The sequence below is a fragment of the Streptomyces sp. NBC_00435 genome (assembly GCF_036014235.1).
Classification (GTDB): Bacteria; Actinomycetota; Actinomycetes; order Streptomycetales; family Streptomycetaceae; genus Streptomyces.
Window position 1 is genome coordinate 2,869,843 of the sequence record NZ_CP107924.1, and the last position, 16,967, is coordinate 2,886,809.

12 protein-coding genes and 1 pseudogene are annotated in these 16,967 nt (G+C 73.6%); 11 read left to right on the plus strand and 2 right to left on the minus strand.

From position 1 onward, the window contains the following. The first annotated feature begins 186 nt into the window (after positions 1-186). Complete coding sequence (locus tag OG389_RS13225) at positions 187-3,240, plus strand: beta-N-acetylglucosaminidase domain-containing protein (protein ID WP_328298674.1); 3,054 nt, start codon at positions 187-189, stop codon at positions 3,238-3,240. Between the two features lie 163 nt (positions 3,241-3,403). Here the strand turns inward: OG389_RS13225 and OG389_RS13230 are convergent, their stop codons facing one another. After that, positions 3,404-3,958 carry an HNH endonuclease gene (locus tag OG389_RS13230; protein WP_328298675.1) on the minus strand — a complete coding sequence of 185 codons (555 nt, stop codon included), beginning with the start codon at positions 3,956-3,958 and terminating at the stop codon, positions 3,404-3,406. 260 nt (positions 3,959-4,218) lie between these two features. Here OG389_RS13230 and OG389_RS13235 point away from each other — a divergent pair, with 260 nt between their 5' ends. The 10 genes and pseudogenes from OG389_RS13235 (at position 4,219) to OG389_RS13280 (ending at position 16,560) form a co-directional block, all read left to right on the plus strand. Beyond that, a complete protein-coding gene (locus OG389_RS13235; RefSeq protein WP_328298676.1) occupies positions 4,219-5,313 on the plus strand; it encodes a mechanosensitive ion channel family protein in 1,095 nt (364 codons plus the stop codon). A gap of 173 nt (positions 5,314-5,486) precedes the next feature. Further along, a complete protein-coding gene (locus tag OG389_RS13240) occupies positions 5,487-6,734 on the plus strand; it encodes an ROK family transcriptional regulator (RefSeq protein WP_328298677.1) in 1,248 nt (415 codons plus the stop codon). 151 nt (positions 6,735-6,885) lie between these two features. Beyond that, positions 6,886-8,220, plus strand: coding sequence for an ABC transporter substrate-binding protein (locus OG389_RS13245; protein ID WP_328298678.1), 1,335 nt, complete (start codon positions 6,886-6,888; stop codon positions 8,218-8,220). A gap of 6 nt (positions 8,221-8,226) precedes the next feature. After that, the gene (locus OG389_RS13250; protein WP_328298679.1) at positions 8,227-9,186 is read left to right on the plus strand and encodes a carbohydrate ABC transporter permease; all 960 of its coding nucleotides are present in this window, start codon (positions 8,227-8,229) and stop codon (positions 9,184-9,186) included. Between the two features lie 5 nt (positions 9,187-9,191). Continuing rightward, positions 9,192-10,109, plus strand: a complete 918-nt coding sequence (locus tag OG389_RS13255) for a carbohydrate ABC transporter permease (protein ID WP_328298680.1) — start codon at positions 9,192-9,194, stop codon at positions 10,107-10,109. Positions 10,110-10,114: 5 nt separating this feature from the next. Beyond that, on the plus strand, positions 10,115-11,380 hold the full coding sequence (locus tag OG389_RS13260; protein WP_328298681.1) for a 6-phospho-beta-glucosidase: 1,266 nt from the start codon (positions 10,115-10,117) through the stop codon (positions 11,378-11,380). Continuing rightward, positions 11,371-12,392 (plus strand): annotated as a pseudogene (locus OG389_RS13265) (N-acetylglucosamine kinase). Before OG389_RS13260 ends, OG389_RS13265 begins: the two are co-directional and overlap by 10 nt. 252 nt (positions 12,393-12,644) lie before the next feature. After that, positions 12,645-14,048 (plus strand): hypothetical protein, encoded by a 1,404-nt coding sequence (locus OG389_RS13270; RefSeq protein WP_443059259.1) that lies wholly within the window; start codon positions 12,645-12,647, stop codon positions 14,046-14,048. A gap of 5 nt (positions 14,049-14,053) precedes the next feature. Next, positions 14,054-15,163, plus strand: a complete 1,110-nt coding sequence (locus tag OG389_RS13275) for a glutamate ABC transporter substrate-binding protein (RefSeq protein ID WP_443059260.1) — start codon at positions 14,054-14,056, stop codon at positions 15,161-15,163. Between the two features lie 86 nt (positions 15,164-15,249). Next, positions 15,250-16,560: a hypothetical protein gene (locus OG389_RS13280; protein WP_328303745.1), complete on the plus strand. Its 1,311-nt coding sequence runs from the start codon at positions 15,250-15,252 to the stop codon at positions 16,558-16,560. 70 nt (positions 16,561-16,630) lie between these two features. Here OG389_RS13280 and OG389_RS36755 read toward each other — a convergent pair whose 3' ends face one another. Beyond that, entirely contained in the window at positions 16,631-16,960 is a 330-nt protein-coding gene (locus tag OG389_RS36755) for a hypothetical protein (protein ID WP_443059261.1), read from the minus strand. Between the last annotated feature and the right edge of the window lie 7 nt (positions 16,961-16,967).

A 16,967-nucleotide genomic window follows, 5' to 3' on the forward strand; every position in this document is an offset into this window, starting at 1 on the left:
GTGCGTGAGAATCGGTCAGGACCATGGAACACCGCCGGAGAACACCGCAGCCATACCCAGTCGGACGCATCGCATTCCTGCGCGATCCCGGTCAGACCGCCCGCGGGCGTTGACACCCCGGCCGTACGGATGGTGGGCTCTGGCCCATTCGTACGAGCGGGGGACGACTCGGGACGAGGTGGCTCCGTGCAGCTCAGGGGCAGCAAGCGGGCCACGGCCGCGGCCGTCGCCGTCATCGGCACGCTGCTGGGCGGCACGGTGGTCGCGGGACCGCCCGCCGCCTTCGCCTCGCCGGCCTCGCCCTCCGCTCCCGACACTCCCTCCCCGCCCACCACTTCTGACGCTCCCGGTGCACCCGGAACTCCCGCGGCCCCCTCCCCGGTGCGCGGCCCCGCGCCCGCCGCCGCACCCGCACCCGTCCCCCTGCTCGGCCCAGGCTCCGATCCGGCCCGCGAGGCCGCCGCGGGGCCCGCGGTGTGGCCGCGTCCGCAGTCCATGGCCACCGACCCGGCGCGCGAGGTGCCGCTGGGTGCCGAGGCCGTGCTGGTGCTCCCCGCCGGCGTGGACCCGTACGCCGTCCAGGTGGTCCGCGAGGCCCTGGGCGGGGCGGGCGTACGGACCTTGCACGAGCGGTCCGAAGGGGCGCCGCTTCCCGAACGGATCCCGGTCGTACGGCTCCAGGGACCGGAAGCGGAGCGGGCGCTGCGGGCCCTGGGCGCGGACGGGCCGGGCGATCTGCCGGACGGCGGCTACCGGCTGGCGGTGGGCCGGGCCGACGGGCGGGACACGGTCGCCCTGGCCGGCGTGGGCGACGACGGGCTGTTCCACGCCGAGCAGACGGTGCGCCAACTGCTGGCCCCGGGCGGCGGGAAGGTGCCGGGTGTCCTGGTGCGGGACTGGCCCTCCGCACCCGTGCGCGGGATCACCGAAGCGTTCTACGGGGCTCCGTGGACTGCCGCCCAGCGGCTCGAGCAGGTCGAGTTCATGGGCCGCACCAAACAGAACCGGCTGCTGCTCGCGCCCGGCGACGACCCGTACCGGACCGCGGAATGGCGCCGGGACTATCCGCGGCCGAGGGCCGAGGAGCTGCGGGCCCTGGCCGAACGGGCCCGCGCCAACAAGGTGGTGCTCGCCTGGGCGGTGGCGCCGGGGCAGTCGATGTGCCTGGCCTCCTCCGCCGACCGGGCCGCGCTCGCGCGGAAGCTGGACGCGATGTGGGACCTCGGATTCCGGGCGTTCCAGGTGCAGTTCCAGGACGTCAGCTACACGGAGTGGGGCTGCCGGGCCGACCGGGAGCGGTACGGGAAGGGGCCGGCGGCCGCCGCGAAGGCGCACGCGGAGGTCGCGGGCGAGCTGGCCGCGCACCTCGCCCGGCACCATCCGGGTGCGCCCGCGCTGTCGCTGCTGCCGACGGAGTACTACCAGGAGGGCGCGACGGCCTACCGGACCGCGCTGGCCGGGGCACTGGACGGCCGGGTGGAGGTCGCGTGGACGGGCGTCGGCGTACTGCCGCGCACGATCACCGGACGCGAGGTGGCCGGGGCGCGCTCCGCGCTCGGCCATCCGCTGGTCACCATGGACAACTACCCGGTCAACGACTGGGACCCGGGCCGGATCTTCCTCGGCCCCCTCGTGGGACGGGTCCCGGTGGTGGCGGGCGGTTCGGCGGCCGTGCTGGCCAACGCGATGCCCCAGGGCACGCTGTCGCGCATCCCGCTGTTCACGGCGGCGGACTTCACCTGGAACCCGCGCGGCTACCGGGCCGGCGACTCGTGGGCGGCGGCCGTCGCCTCGCTCGCCGGACCCGACCCCAGGGCCCGGGAGGCGCTGGCCGCACTGGCCGGGAACAACGCCTCCTCCGGCCTGGCCCAGCCCGAATCGGCGTACCTGGCACCGCTGGCCGAGGAGTTCTGGCGGGCGCGGGGCGCCGGCGACCCGGCGGCGGGCGACCGGCTGCGGGCCGCCTTCCGCGTCCTGCGCGAGGCCCCGGAGCGGCTGCCGGGCCTCGCCGACGAGGCGGGGCCCTGGTTCTCGCGGCTCGCGCGCTACGGGACGGCCGGGGAGCTGGCCCTCGACGTCCTCCAGGCGCAGGCGCGGGGGGACGGGGCGGCGGCCTGGCGGGCCTCGCAGGCCCTCTCCGCCGCCCGCGCCGAGTTGTCCGGGCCGGACACCGTCCGGGTCGACGAGGCGGTGCTGGACCCCTTCCTGGTACGGGCCGCGGCCGAGGCCGACACCTGGACCGGCGCGGCCCGCGACCCGGGCACCGTGCGCCGGGAGCCCGACGCGTGGACGGTCCAGCTGTCCGGCGCCCGCCCGGTGTCGGTGGTGACGGTGATGACCGACCCGCTGCCGCCCGGGAGCAGGGGCGCGGTGGTCGAGGCGCATCTGCCGGGCGAGGGCTGGCGCAAGGTCGCGGAAGCGGCCGCTTCGGGCTGGACCCAGGCGGACGTGGGCGGCCTGCGGGCCGACGCGGTCCGGCTCATCTGGTCGGGCCCGGCTCCGGCCGTGCACAGCCTGGTCCCGTGGCCGGCGGACGGCCCCGAAGCCCGCTTCGAGCTGCCGGACGCCGTGGACGCGGAGATCGGCGGGGCCCCGCGGCGGGTGGCGGCGGAACTGTCCGCGCTGCGTCCCGGCGAGGTCCGCGGGACCCTGTCCGCGACGCCGCCGCCGGGCATCGAGGTCCGCCTGCCGGGGACGGCCGCGGCCCCGCGCGGCACCAGGGTGTCCGTGCCGGTGGAGGTCGTGGTGGCCGCGGGCACCGCGCCGGGCACCTACGAGGTGCCGGTCGCCTTCGGCTCCGAGACCCGGACCCTGGAGGTCCGTGCCCACCCCCGAACGGGCGGCCCGAACCTGCTGCGCTCCGCCGTGGCCTCGTCCTCGGCCGACGAGACCCCGGCCTTTCCTGCTTCGGCGGTGCTGGACGACTCCCCGGTCACCCGCTGGTCCTCGCCCGCGGCCGACGGGGCGTGGTGGCAGGCGCGGCTGGCCGCGCCGGCCCGGATCGGACTGCTGCGGCTGCGGTGGCAGGAGGCGTACCCGTCCCGCTTCCGGGTGGAGACCTCGGTGGACGGCGTCACCTGGCACCCCTCCGCGGTGGTGGCCTCGCGCGGCGGGGAGGACTCGGTCCATCTGGACCCGGCGGCGCCGGCGGCCCGGTTCGTCCGCGTCACCTGTGAGGCCCGGGCCACCCGCTACGGCTGCAGCCTGCTCGGGGCGGAGGCCTTCGCGCTGGCCCCGTAGCCGGGGCCCGGCACCCTGCGGGGCCGTCCCCTACCCACCCTTCCCCCGTTCCCCGGGCTCCGCCCGGACCCCCTGGGCTCCGCCCCGCAGGGCAGCCGCCAACCCGCACCGGCCCACCTGACGCCGCCGGCCAGGACGGCCCTGGCCGGCGGCGCGCCAAGAATCAGGAGGCCACGGCCGTCGCCGTCGCCGGGACGCCGATGCGGTCCAGCGCATCCTCGGCACCGTACGGCTGGAGGTACGGCATCCAGCACGGATCCCGGTGCCCCGTCCCGATGATCCGCCAGGCCAGCCCCGACGGCGGAGCCGGCTGATGGCGCAGGCGCCAGCCGAGGTCGACGAGGTGCCGGTCGGCCTTGACGTGATTGCAGCGGCGGCACGCGGCGACGACGTTGTCCCACGCGTGCTGCCCTCCCCGGCTGCGCGGGATGACGTGGTCGACGCTGGTGGCGACGGCCCCGCAGTACATGCAGCGGCCACCGTCCCGGGCGAACAGCGCGCGACGGGTGAGTGGAACGGGCCCCCGGTAGGGGACCCGTACGAAGCGCTTGAGCCGAACCACGCTGGGCGCGGGGACGGCCCTTGTCGCGCTGTGCAGGAAGGCGCCGGATTCTTCCAGGGAGATCGCTTTGTTCTCCAGGACGAGGACGAGCGCGCGACGGAGCGGTACGACGCCGAGGGGCTCGTACGACGCGTTGAGGACCAGGACGTGCGGCACGGACTGCCTCCTTGTACGCCGGCGGCGCGTGGCTCGCGCCGGGACGATCTGCCTTCCAGTCTCCCCTTAGGGCTGGTCGAAGCGCCACCACGTGCCTGTAACGGGTCCGGGGTGTTTTCGACCACACCCGCTTAATCCCCGCGTGAGTCTGGTCTCTCCCTCGAACACGGCAACAAGCTCGGGCGAGTGCCCCGTTAGGGTGGTTGGTCTGCCCGCACCTCTGCTCCGCGGGCAGGACGCCACATCTGGAGGTTCCCGCCGTGCCCTGGCCTGCCGCCCTGCTCCCGCTCGCAGCCGACACTCCCGACGCGGCCGAAACGATCAGAGAGACGCACGAGAACGTCACGAACGCGGCCAGTTTCATCGAGGAGAACTGGGCCGGATGGCTTTACCTGGGCCTGCGGATCCTCCTCATCCTGGTCATCGCCTTCGCCCTGCGCTCGGTGGTCCGCAAATCACTGACCAAGCTGATAACCCGGATGAACCGCGGCGCCGAGGCCGTCGAGGGCACGGCCCTGGGCGGACTGCTGGTCAACGCCGAGCGGCGCCGTCAGCGCTCCGAGGCGATCGGTTCGGTCCTGCGCTCGGTGGCTTCGTTCCTGATCCTCGGCACGGCCGGGCTGATGGTGCTCGGCGCGCTCGACATCAACCTGGGCCCGCTGCTCGCGAGCGCCGGTGTGGCCGGTGTGGCGATCGGTTTCGGTGCCCGGAACCTGGTCACGGACTTCCTCTCCGGCGTCTTCATGATCCTCGAGGACCAGTACGGGGTCGGCGACAAGATCGACGCGGGGGTGGCCTCGGGCGAGGTCGTCGAGGTGGGCCTGCGCGTGACCAAGCTGCGCGGCGACAACGGTGAGATCTGGTACGTCCGCAACGGTGAGATCAAGCGGATCGGCAACCTCAGCCAGGGCTGGGCCACCGCGGGCGTGGCCGTACAGGTCAAGCCGGGCGAGAGCCTCGCCCACATCCGCGAGGTCATCCAGGGGATCGCCGACACGATGGCCAAGGAGTCCCCGTGGGACGAGCGGCTGTGGGGTCCGGTGGAGGTGCTGGGCCTGGACGAGGTGCTGCTGTCCTCCATGACGGTGAAGGTGGCGGCGAAGACGATGCCGGGCCAGCAGTTCGCCGTGGAGCGCGAGCTGCGCTGGCGGATCAAGGACGCCTTCGACACCGCGGGCATCGGGATCGTCGGGGGGCCGGCTTCCGGTGAGGACGAGGCCCCGGCCGATCCGGCGGCCGCCGTCGCCGCGCCGTCGGCGCTGGCGAACCCGGCCTCGCCGCAGTCCCTGGCCACCGCGCCCATCCCGCCGCCGGCCCTGGGCGCCCCGGGCTCAGGCCCCCGCATCACCAAGTAGCCCCACCCGGCACCACCCGCACACGAGTGCACCGCTGCCCCCGCAGGTTCGACCTGTGGGGGCAGCGGCATGTTCAGTACGGGTAGCACGGTCTCGGCACCGCCATTGACACGGCTCACACGCTGATAGGAAACTTACCTAACAGTTCACTTCGGTGAGGGAGAAAACACCCCATGCCCGCCGCCACCCCCGGTACGCCCAGCCTGTTGCGCGCCCTGAACGACCGGGCCGCCCTCGAGCTCCTGCTGACGCACGGTCCGCTGTCCCGGACCCGGATCGGGCACCTCACCGGGCTCTCGAAGCCCACCGCCTCCCAGCTGCTGGCCCGGCTGGAGGCCGCCGGCCTCGTCGTCGCCACCGGCACCGCCACGGGCCGCCCCGGACCCAACGCACAGCTCTACGCGGTCAACGCGACGGCCGCGCACGTCGCCGGACTCGACGTCACCCCGGGCCGGATCCTCGCCTCCGTAGCCGATCTCACCGGCGAGGTGATCGGCAGCCACGAGCTCCCGTACGCGGAGGGCACCGGGCCCGTCGCCCAGGTCACCCGCGCGCTCGGCGAGGCCGTCAAGGACGCCGGGCTGACCCTCGGCGACATCCACCGGCTGGTCGTCGCGACCCCCGGCTCCTTCGATCCGCGCACCGGGGTGCTGCGCTACGCCGACCACCTGCCGGGCTGGCAGTCCCCCACGCTCCTCGAGGAGCTCGCCGCCGCCCTGCCGATGCCGGTGGAGTACGAGAACGACGTCAACCTCGCCGCCGTCGCCGAGCAGCGCCTCGGGGCCGCCCGGGGACACGAGGACTTCGTCCTGCTGTGGAACGAGGAGGGCCTCGGCGCCGCCCTCGTGCTCGGCGGCCGGCTGCACCGCGGCTGGACCGGGGGCGCCGGCGAGGTCGGCTTCCTGCCGGTCGCCGGCCACCCGCTGGTCCGCCAGGTCACCCGGGTCAACTCCGGCGGCTACCAGGAACTGGCCGGCGTGCAGGTGCTGCCGTCGATGGCGGCCCGCCTCGACATCGAGGCCCCGCCCGCCGCCGCCTCCGCCGGATCGGTCCTCGGGTCCGTGCACGGGGCGGAGTCCGGGGCGATGGTCGAAGCGGCGGCCGCGCTGCTGGCCCAGGCCGCCGCGGCGCCGGAAGGGGCCAACCTGGAGCTCCTGCGGGAGTACGCCACCGCGCTCGCCACCGGCCTCGCCTCGCTGGTCGCCGTCCTGGACCCGGAGGTCGTCGTCCTCTCCGGCGCCCTGACCATCGCCGGCGGGGAACCGCTGCGCGGGCTCCTCGAGGCCGAGCTCGCCGATCTCGCCCCCTCCCTGCCCGTACTGGTCACCGGAGAGGTACGGGAACGCCCCGTGCTGCGCGGGGCACTGGAGCGGGCCCTCTCGGCCACCCGGGACGAGGTCTTCGACACCTCCCGCCGCTGAACCGCACCGAGCCGCCGTACCGCATCACCAGACCGCACCTGCACCCCTCCGGCACCCCCGCCCCGTGCGCGGCCCCCTGCCCACGCAGCCCCGTACACCCCACCCGCAACACCCCTCCAGGAAGTCCCCCCGCGCAGAGAGTGACTCCGTCATGCCCAGAACCCGTCGCCTGACCGCCGCAGCCGTCGCCGTCGCCGCGCTGTCCGTACTCGCCACCGCGTGTACGGGCTCCGCCTCCAACACGGCCTCGGACGACCCGAACAAGGACGTCACCCTCAACTTCTGGCACGGCTGGTCCGCTCCCAGCGAGATCAAGGCCATCGAGGACAACATCGCCCGGTTCCAGAAGGCGCACCCGAACATCAAGGTCGACGTCACGGGCAACATGACGGACGACAAGATCAACCAGGCGCTGCGCGCGGGCGGCGACAAGGCTCCCGACGTGGTGGCCTCCTTCACCACCGACAGCGTCGGCAAGTTCTGCAACACCGGCGCCTTCGCCGACCTGAACCCCTTCCTGAAGAAGTCCGGGATCGACAAGACCAGGGTCTTCCCCAAGCCCCTGATGGAGTACACGCAGTTCAACGGCAACCAGTGCACGCTGCCGCTGCTGAACGACGCCTACGGCCTCGTCTACAACAAGACCGCCTTCGACGCCGCCGGGATCACCGAACCCCCCAAGACCTGGAGCCAGTTCGAGGCCGCCGCGCAGAAGCTGACGATAGCCAAGGGCGACTCGTACGAGCAGCTGGGCATCATGCCCACCTATCACGGCTACGAGACCGCCCCCCAGCGCCTGGCCGCCCAGTGGAACCCGGCGTACTTCGGCGCCGACGGCAAGTCCAACCTGGCCAAGGACCCCGCCTTCGCGAAGATGCTCACGGCGCAGAAGGACCTGGTCGCCAAGCTCGGCGGCTACGAGAAGCTGGAGAAGTTCCGCAACACCTTCGGTGACGAGTGGAGCGCGGAGCACCCCTTCCACCTGGGCCTGGTGGCCATGCAGATCGACGGCGAGTGGCGGGCGGCCATGGCGAAGGAGGCGGGTGTGAAGTTCGAGATCGCCACCGCGCCGATGCCCGTCCCGGACGACCAGCTCGCCGACTACGGCAAGGGCTACCTCGCCGGCACCATCATGGGCATCTCCTCCAAGAGCGCGAAGCAGAACGCCGCCTGGGAGCTCGCGAAGTACATGACGACCGACACCGACGCGGTCGTGGACTTCGCCAACGCCATCCACAACGTGCCCTCCACGCTGGCCGCGCTGGAGTCCCCCAGGCTCCAGGTGACCCCGGAGTTCAAGACGTTCATCGACATCGCCAAGCACCCGAAGTCGAACACCACTCCGGCGCAGGCCGACGGCGGCACCTACCAGCTGACCTTCACGGACTTCGCCTACTCGGTCGAGAAGGGCGACGTCACGGACATCCCGGCCGGGCTCGCCAGGACCGACCAGCAGATCGACACGGACATCGCGAAGGCGAAGTAGCCACCGATGACCGCGACCACGCTCCCCCCCTCCCCCGAACTGCGCGCGCGGCGCCGCAGGTCGGCGCTGCGCACGGCGGCCTTCATGTCGCCCTGGTTGATCGGGTTCTGCGTCTTCTTCGCCTACCCGCTCCTGTCCACCGTCTACTTCTCCTTCACCAAGTACGACGGCTTCCGCCCGCCCGTCTTCAACGGGCTGGACAACTGGACCTACGTCTTCACCGACTATCCGATGTTCTGGCCGGCCATGCGCAACACCCTGTGGCTGGTCCTGGTGATGGTCGCCTGCCGGGTCGCCTTCGGTCTGGGCATCGGCCTGCTCATCACCAAGATCAAGCTGGGCACGGGCGTCTTCCGGACCCTGTTCTACCTGCCCTACCTGGCCCCTCCGGTGGCGGCGACCCTGGCCTTCGTCTTCCTGCTCAACCCCGGCACCGGCCCGGTGAACACGCTGCTGGACTCGGTCGGACTGGCCACGCCCGGCTGGTTCACGGACCCCGCCTGGTCCAAGCCGGCGCTGACCGCGCTCGCGGTGTGGGGGGTCGGCGACCTGATGGTCATCTTCATGGCCGCGTTGCTCGACGTACCGCGCGAGCAGTACGAGGCCGCCGAGCTGGACGGGGCCGGGGCCCTGCAGCGGTTCCGCCACATCACCCTGCCGAACATCTCGCCGATCATCCTGTTCGCGGTGGTCACCGGGGTCATCCAGGCGATGCAGTTCTACACGCAGCCCCTGGTGGCGGGGAAGGTGGCGTCCGGCGTGATGGGCGGTTCGGGCCAGCAGTTCGAGCCGGGGTACCCCGAGAAGTCCACCCTGACCCTGCCCCAGGTCATCTACAACGTCGGCTTCCAGCGCTTCGACTACGGCACCGCCTGCGTGGTCGCCCTGGTGCTGTTCGCCCTCTCCATGGCCTTCACCGCGCTGCTGATGCGGCGGCGCGGCGGCCTGATCGAGGCAGGTGACTGAGGATCATGAGCCAGACCATCACCCGCGGCGCGCGGCGCGCTCCGCGTCCGGCGACCCCCGGTAGGCCCGACTCCGCGCGGGCCGTGCGCACCGCGCGCCGGCGGGCCGCCCTGCACTGGGTCGCCGTGCACTCCCTCGGCGTCGCGGCGGCGCTCTTCTTCACCCTTCCCTTCGTCTTCCTCTTCCTGACCTCGGTCATGAGCGACCAGCAGGCGCTGACCCGCGACCTGTGGCCGCACAGCTGGGAGTGGGGCAACTACGCGAAGGTGTGGGACACCCCCGGCTTCCTGACCTGGTGGCGCAACACCCTGCTGTACGCGGGCCTCGGCACCCTGCTGACCGTGGTCTCCTCGGTGCCCGTCGCCTACGCGCTGGCCAAGTTCCGCTTCCGCGGCCGGCGGCTCTCGCTGCTGCTGGTGATCGCCATGATGATGCTGCCGCCGCAGGTGGTCGTCATCCCGATGTACCTGTTCTGGGCCAAGCAGCTGGACCTGTCCGGCACGCTGTGGCCGCTGATCATCCCGATGGCCTTCGGCGACGCCTTCTCCATCTTCCTGCTGCGCCAGTTCCTGCTGACCATCCCCGACGAGTACCTCGACGCGGCCAAGGTCGACGGCTGCGGCGAGCTGCGCACCCTGCTGCGGGTGGTCCTGCCGATGGCCAAGCCCGGGATCGCGGCCGTCGCCCTCTTCCAGTTCTTCTGCGCCTGGAACGACTACTTCGGACCGCAGATCTATGCGTCCGACAACCCGGCCGCCTGGACGCTCAGTTACGGACTGGAGTCCTTCAAGGGCGCCCACCACACCAACTGGAACCTCACCATGGCCGCCACCGTGCTGGTCATGGCCCCGGTGATCGTCCTCTTCTTCTTCGCCCAGAAGGCGTTCGTCGAAGGCGTCACCCTGACCGGAGTGAAAGGCTAGTGACGATGAAACTCGCAGTGGTGGGCGGCGGTTCCACCTACACCCCCGAGCTGATCGACGGCTTCGCGCGGCTGCGCGACACCCTTCCCCTCAGCGAGCTGGTCCTGATCGACCCGGCCACCGAACGGCTGGAGCTGATCGGCGGCCTGGCCCGGCGGATCTTCGCCAAGCAGGGACACCCGGGCCTGATCACCACCACCTCCGACCTCGACGCGGGCGTGGCCGGTGCGGACGCGGTCCTGCTCCAGCTGCGCATCGGCGGCCAGGCGGCCCGGCTCCAGGACGAGACCTGGCCGCTGGAGTGCGGCTGCGTCGGCCAGGAGACCACCGGCGCGGGCGGTCTCGCCAAGGCGCTGCGCACGGTTCCGGTGGTCCTGGACATCGCCGAGCGGGTCCGGCGGTCCAACCCCGACGCGTGGATCATCGACTTCACCAACCCGGTCGGGATCGTCACCCGCGCCCTGCTCCAGGCCGGGCACAAGGCGGTCGGGCTGTGCAACGTGGCCATCGGCTTCCAGCGCAGGTTCGCCGCGATGCTGGACCTGACGCCGGCCGACATCCACCTCGACCACGTGGGCCTCAACCACCTCACCTGGGAGCTGGGGGTGCGCAAGGGCGGCCCGGAGGGCGAGAACCTGCTGCCGCAGCTGATCGCCGCGCACGGCGAGGCCATCGCCGGTGACCTGCGCCTGCCGCGCGCGGTGCTGGACCGGCTCGGCGCCGTGCCCTCGTACTACCTGCGCTACTTCTACGCGCACGACGAGGTGGTCCGCGAGCTCGGGACCAAGCCCTCGCGGGCCGCCGAGGTCGCCGCCATGGAGAAGGAACTGCTCGGCCTGTACGGGGATCCCGCGCTGGACGAGAAGCCGGAGCTGCTCTCCAAGCGCGGCGGCGCCTTCTACTCGGAGGCGGCCGTGGACCTGGCCGCGGCCCTGCTGGGCGACGGCGGCAGCGCCGTGCAGGTGGTCAACACGCTGAACAACGGGACCCTGCCGTTCCTCCCGGACGACGCGGTCATCGAGGTGCAGGCCCGGGTCGACGGCTCGGGACCGGCGCCGCTGGCCGTGCCGCGGCTGGACCCGCTGTACTCGGGGCTGATCTCGCACGTGACGGCGTACGAGGACCTCGCGCTCGACGCGGCGCTGCGCGGCGGCCGCGAGCGGGTGTTCAAGGCGCTGCTGGCACACCCGCTGGTCGGCCAGTTCGACCTCGCCGAGGGGCTGACCGACCGGCTCCTGGCGCACAACAAGGAGCACCTGGCATGGGCGTGAGCCGGCCCGTTCCCCCGCCGCCGGCCGCGGCGGTCCTCGCCGTCGACGCGGGCAACAGCAAGACGGACGTGGCGCTGATCGCCGCGGACGGCAGGGTCCTCGGCACCGGGCGCGCGGGGGCTTCCAGCCCCCGCGCGTCGGGGTCGAGGCGGCGGTGGACGTCCTCGGGCAGGCCGTCGCCGAGGCGGCCGCGGCCGCCGGGCTGCGGCCCGTGCCCGGGGCGGCGTACGCGGTCCGGGTCTCGGCCTGTCTGGCCAACGCGGATCTCCCGGTGGAGGAGGAGCTGCTCGCGCGGGCCATCGGCGCGCGCGGCTGGGGCGCGGCCACCGAGGTCCGCAACGACACCTTCGCGATCCTGCGGGCCGGGCTCGGCGAGGCCGCCGGGGGGCCGCGCGGGGTCGCGGTGGTGTGCGGGGCCGGCATCAACTGCGTGGGCATGCTGCCCGACGGGCGCACGGCCCGGTTCCCGGCGCTCGGGCAGATCTCCGGCGACTGGGGTGGCGGCGGTGGACTGGCGGCCGAGGCCATGTGGTGGGCGGCGCGCGCCGAGGACGGGCGCGGCGGCTCCACGGAGCTCGCGGCGGCCCTGCCCGGCCACTTCGGGCTGGGTTCCATGTACGAGCTGATCGAGGCGGTGCACCTGGGCAGCGTCGGGCCCGGCCGGGTCCACGAGCTGGTGCCGGTGCTGTTCGCGGTGGCCGCGGCCGGCGACACGGTCGCGGCCTCCCTCGTCGAGCGGCAGGCCGAGGAGGTGGTGGCGCTGGCCTCGGTGGCGCTGGGGAGGCTCGGTCTGCTGGCCGAGGAGGCGCCCGTCCTGCTGGGCGGCAGTGTGCTCGCCGCCCGGCACCCGCAGCTGAACGGGCGGGTGGAGGCGCTGCTGGCCGAGCGGGCCCCGTTCGCCCGGGTCTCGGTGGTGACGGCCCCGCCGGTGCTGGGCGCCGGCCTGCTGGGCCTGGACGCCCTGGGGTCACGGCCCGAGGCCTACGGGAAGCTGCGTGCCCATTTCGGATGAACGGGGCCCGGCACGGAACCATGGCGGCCGGCCGGGCGTATTGACGGTGTAGGGGTGGTGGAGAAGGGCGGCCGGGGTGGAGCGGGGGCCGGACCGGGGGGACGGACCGGCAGGACGCACCGGGGTGGAGGACCGGGGGACGGACCGGGTCGGATCGTCTCTGATCGTGTCCGATCCAGCACCGGGTGCTGTGGACCACCGCCACTAAGGCCATACTGCTGCGAAGCACGAAGGACCGAGGGGGAGGTCACGGTGGCCATCACATCACGCGCGCCCGCGCCCGGCGGCGCCCTGGCGCCCTCCGGGCCGCAGGCGCCACCACCCGACGGGCTGCCCCGCCGGGGCACCGCCTGGGCCGAGGGCGTGGAACAGCTGCGCGCCGCGGCCACGACCGAGCCGGGCCGGCTGCGGATCGTCGGCGCGGTGCTGGCCGCCCTGGTCCTGCTGTTCGGTGCGGTGGCCGTCTGGGAGATCTCCGCCAGGGTGACCGCGGCCGACGACGTGGTGGGCCGCAGCCAGCCGCTGAGCGCCGACGCGGCGAACATCTACCGCTCGCTGGCCGACGCCGACACGGCCTCCTCCAGCGGTTTCCTGGCTGGCGGCGAGGAGCCGCGCGAGGTCCGGCAGCGGTACGAGAAGGACATCGCCAACGCCTCCCGGCTGCTGGTGAACGCGGCCGCCAGCACCACGGCCGGCGAGGACTCCCGCAAGCAGATCACCCTGCTGAGCGAGCAACTGCCCCGCTACACCGGCCTCATCGAGCAGGCGCGGGCCACCAACAAGCAGGGCCTGCCGCTCGGCGGCGCCTATCTCCGGTACGCGAACGAGCAGATGAGCACCCAGCTGCTGCCGGCCGCGCAGCGGCTCTACGAGGCGGAGACCGACCGGCTCTACACGGACTACGACGACGCCCGCGCACTTCCGCTGGCCTCGCTCGCGGTGGGTCTGCTCGCGCTCGCCGCCCTGGCATGGGCGCAGCGGCGCAACTACCTCCGGACGAACCGCGTGCTCAACCACGGGCTCGTCGCCGCGACCGCCGCCTCCTTGGTGGTCCTGCTGTGGCTGGCCGCGGGGCACATGGTCGCCCGGGCCGAGCTGAGCGAGGCCCGCAAGGACGGTCAGGAGTCCCTGAAGGTGCTGGGGGACGCGCGGATCGCCTCGCTCCAGGCGCGGGCCAGTGAGAACCTCACGCTGGTCGCGCGTGGAGCCGTACTGGCCGAGGACAAGAAGTCCGACAAGTACGACGTGGACTTCTCGAACGACATGAAGGACCTGGACGCGGGTCTCGCGACGGCGGCGGCGCTGGCCGACGACGAGGCGGGCCGCGGGCCCGTGGCCCGCGCCGCGGACGGCGTGAAGCGGTGGAAGGAACTGCACGCGGCGGCCCGGCAGACGGACCTGAAGGGCAACTACCAGGACGCCGTCGGCCAGGTCATCGGGGACAAGGACCACAAGGAGTACAGCGGCGCCGCCTTCGACACGGTGGACGCGTCCCTGGAACAGGCCGTGGTCCACGAACAGCAGGAGTTCACCCGGGCCGCGCGGGACGGGCTAGGCGCGCTCGACGGTTTGGTGACAGGCACCGCGGCCCTGGCGGTCGTCGGCGCGGCGGCGGCACTGCTCGGCATCGGGCGCAGGCTTTCGGAGTACAGGTGAGAGCGATGCCGGAACGTGGGACGGGCGAGGACGAGGGCTTCGGGGGCGCCGGGAGCACCGGGGCCCGGGCGGCGGCCGGGGGCCACGAGGGCCCCGGCGCCGACGAGGCGGTCCAGGAGGTCCGCGGCGTGCGGCGGTTGACGACGCGGCTGCGTGGCTGGGGCGGGGTCGGCGCGATGGCCGTCGCCTGCGCGCTGACGGCCGCGGCCGTGCTGCTGCCGCTGGCCCAGGCGGCCCCGGGGAGCGCGGCGCACCCGCCGCTGGTGCGCGAGCCGGCCCGGATGGCCGTCGCTCCGCTGGCTCCGGGCGACGACACCTGCCAGGACCCGGCGGCGAGCCTGCGTCCCAACGGGGTGGACGGGGCGGCCATCCAGCGGATCCGTAGCGCGGGCCACCTCGTCGCGGGCGTGGACCAGAACAGCTTCAAATGGGGCTACCGCAATCCGGCCGGAGAGCTCGACGGCTTCGACATCGCGCTGGTGAAGGCCATAGCCAAGGACATCCTGGGCGACCCCGACAAGGTCATCTACCGGGCGATCCCCACCAGCCAGCGCATCCCCGCGCTCAAGGACGGCACCGTCGACATCGTCGTGCGGACCATGACGATCAACTGCAAGCGGCTGGAGGACGTCGCCTTCTCGACGGCGTACTTCGAGGCCGGGCAGCAGGTGCTGGCCCCCAAGGGCTCCGCCATCACCGGCTACGACGCCTCGCTGAAGGGCCGCCGGATCTGCACGGCGGCCGGTTCCACGGCCGAGGCGCAGCTGACGGCCCAGTCGTACGGTTCCGTTCCGGTCAGCGTCCCCAACCAGCTGGACTGCCTGGTCCGGCTGCAGCTGGGCGAGGTGGACGGCATCGTCACGGACAACGCCCTCGCCGCCGGCCAGGCCGCGCAGGACCCGTCGGTCCGGCTGGTCGGCTCCCCGTTCACCACGGAGTTCTACGGGGTGGCCATGAACAAGGACGCGGGGGACCTGGTCCGCCGGGTCAACAAGGTGCTGGAGGACTACCGTACGGGCGGTGACTCCAGCCCGTGGATGGCCGCCTACCGGACCCACCTGCAGCCCGTACTGCCCGGCGTGAGCGGCCCGCCCGCGCCGAAGTACCGGGACTGAGGCCGGTGGCGGATTCTGAGCCCTATGTCACGAGACCGGAGGCGGGGTCGGTGGAGGCACATCCCTTGGGAGCGCAGCCTGCGGTGATGGACCGGGACGGCGTGGACCGCGCGCTGGCCCGGCTGGGCGCGGAGCACGAGGCCGTCGAGACCTCGCTGCTCGCGCTCCAGGACCACGCCGGACGGCGGCTGCTGGAAGGCGCCGGGCTGACCGGGGTCACCAAGGAGCGGTGGGCGGCGGCGGACGCGGCCATCACCCGGCTGTGGCGGTACTTCGACGCCTACAGCGGGGCGCTGGGCGCCGCCCGGGAGATCCGCGAGCGGCGCCGCTGGCCCAGCCGCGAGGACCTGGTCGAGCTGACCGACCGGCTGCGCGGGCCCGGCGTGCTCATCTCCGGAGCCGGGGTCGAGGGGGTCCCGCTGGCGGAACGCTTCTCGCTCGCCGAGCTGGTGTCCCGGATGAACGAGCTGTACGCGAACTCCCTGGACGTGGTGGTCTCCGCCGACTCGGTGTGGTCGGCGCTGCCGGCCCGGATCGACCTGCTCTCCGCCGAACTGCACCGCACCCGCGGCCTCGCCCACTCGGTGGGGGTCCGGCCGGGGGAACACCCCTCGGGGGACGACCTGGAGGCCATCACGGCCGAGCTGGCGGACCTGCGGGCCCGGGTGATCGAGGACCCGCTGGCGTTCTGGTGCGCCGTGGCGGGGAGCTCCGCGCCGGGTGGCGGCCGTCCCGACACCGGGCGCTACGACCGGGCCGCGCTCGCGCTGGAGGACGTACGCCGGGAGGTCGAGGCGGTGCTGGCCGTCCGGCAGGACTCCGAGCAGCGGCTGATCGGTCTGCGGGACGTGCTCTCGCGGGCCGACCGGACTCTGGCGGAGGCCCGGGTGGCGCGCGGCGAGGTGCTGGCGAAGATCGCGGCCTCCGAGGTGCCCGCGGTGAGCGGCCCGCCGACGGCGCTCCAGGAGCAGTTGTCGGCGGCGGCCGAGTACCGGCGCCGGGCCCAGTGGCACCGGCTGTCGCCGCTGCTGGAGTCGCTGGAGGAGCGGGCCGAGGAGGAACTGCGCCGGGCCCGCGAATCGTTGACCGCGGTGACGGCTCCGCTGGCGGTGCGGGCGGAGCTGCGCGGGCGGCTCGACGCCTACCGGGCGAAGGTGGCCCGGCTCGGGCTGGCCGAGGACCCGCTGCTGATGGAGCGGTACGACACCGCCCGGCGGATGCTGTGGAGCGCGCCGTGCGACCTGCGGGCCGCCGAGGAGGCCGTGCTGCGCTACCAGCGGGCGGCGGCCGAGGCGCTGGCACCGACCGGGCAGCAGGGAGCGCAGGAACAGCAGTGGACCGGGCAGCAGCAACCGGTTCGTGAGTGGCCCGACGGGCCGAGGGAGGGGGACGCGTGAGTCTGATCGGAACGGCGTGCATGCGCCCCGGCTGCCCGGGGGCCTACGAGGACATGGGCGGCGGCGAGGTCTACTGCGACACCTGCGGGCTGGCGCCCACCGGCGCCGTCGCGGCGGGCGCCGAGGAGCTGGTCTCGGTGCCCACGGCCATGACGAGCGCGGCGCGCCACGGCGACTCGCAGGGGTCCCAGGGCTCGCACGGGTCGGGCCGTTCGGCCTCCTCGTCCTCCTCCTCGCGGGCCTCCCGGTCCTCGCGGTCCTCCTCGTCCCGCCGCTCGGTGTCGGGGCGGCTCTCCCGGGCGCTCTCGGGGGCCGCGTCCACCCGCTCGGTGTCGGTGCGCAGTTCGGGCTCGGCCGCCTCGGTGTCGGGCCGCAGCCGGCTCGGGGCCGGGCTGGTCAACGTACCG

Bases quoted from the DNA above. Each gene is read 5' to 3' on its own strand.
- OG389_RS13255 (WP_328298680.1), top strand. From the start codon at position 9,192: ATGAGCCAGACCATCACCCGCGGCGCGCGGCGCGCTCCGCGTCCGGCG.
- OG389_RS13260 (WP_328298681.1), top strand. From the start codon at position 10,115: ATGAAACTCGCAGTGGTGGGCGGCGGTTCCACCTACACCCCCGAGCTG.
- OG389_RS13245 (WP_328298678.1), top strand. From the start codon at position 6,886: ATGCCCAGAACCCGTCGCCTGACCGCCGCAGCCGTCGCCGTCGCCGCG.
- OG389_RS13250 (WP_328298679.1), top strand. From the start codon at position 8,227: ATGACCGCGACCACGCTCCCCCCCTCCCCCGAACTGCGCGCGCGGCGC.
- OG389_RS13275 (WP_443059260.1), top strand. From the start codon at position 14,054: ATGCCGGAACGTGGGACGGGCGAGGACGAGGGCTTCGGGGGCGCCGGG.
- OG389_RS13240 (WP_328298677.1), top strand. From the start codon at position 5,487: ATGCCCGCCGCCACCCCCGGTACGCCCAGCCTGTTGCGCGCCCTGAAC.
- OG389_RS13280 (WP_328303745.1), top strand. From the start codon at position 15,250: ATGGACCGGGACGGCGTGGACCGCGCGCTGGCCCGGCTGGGCGCGGAG.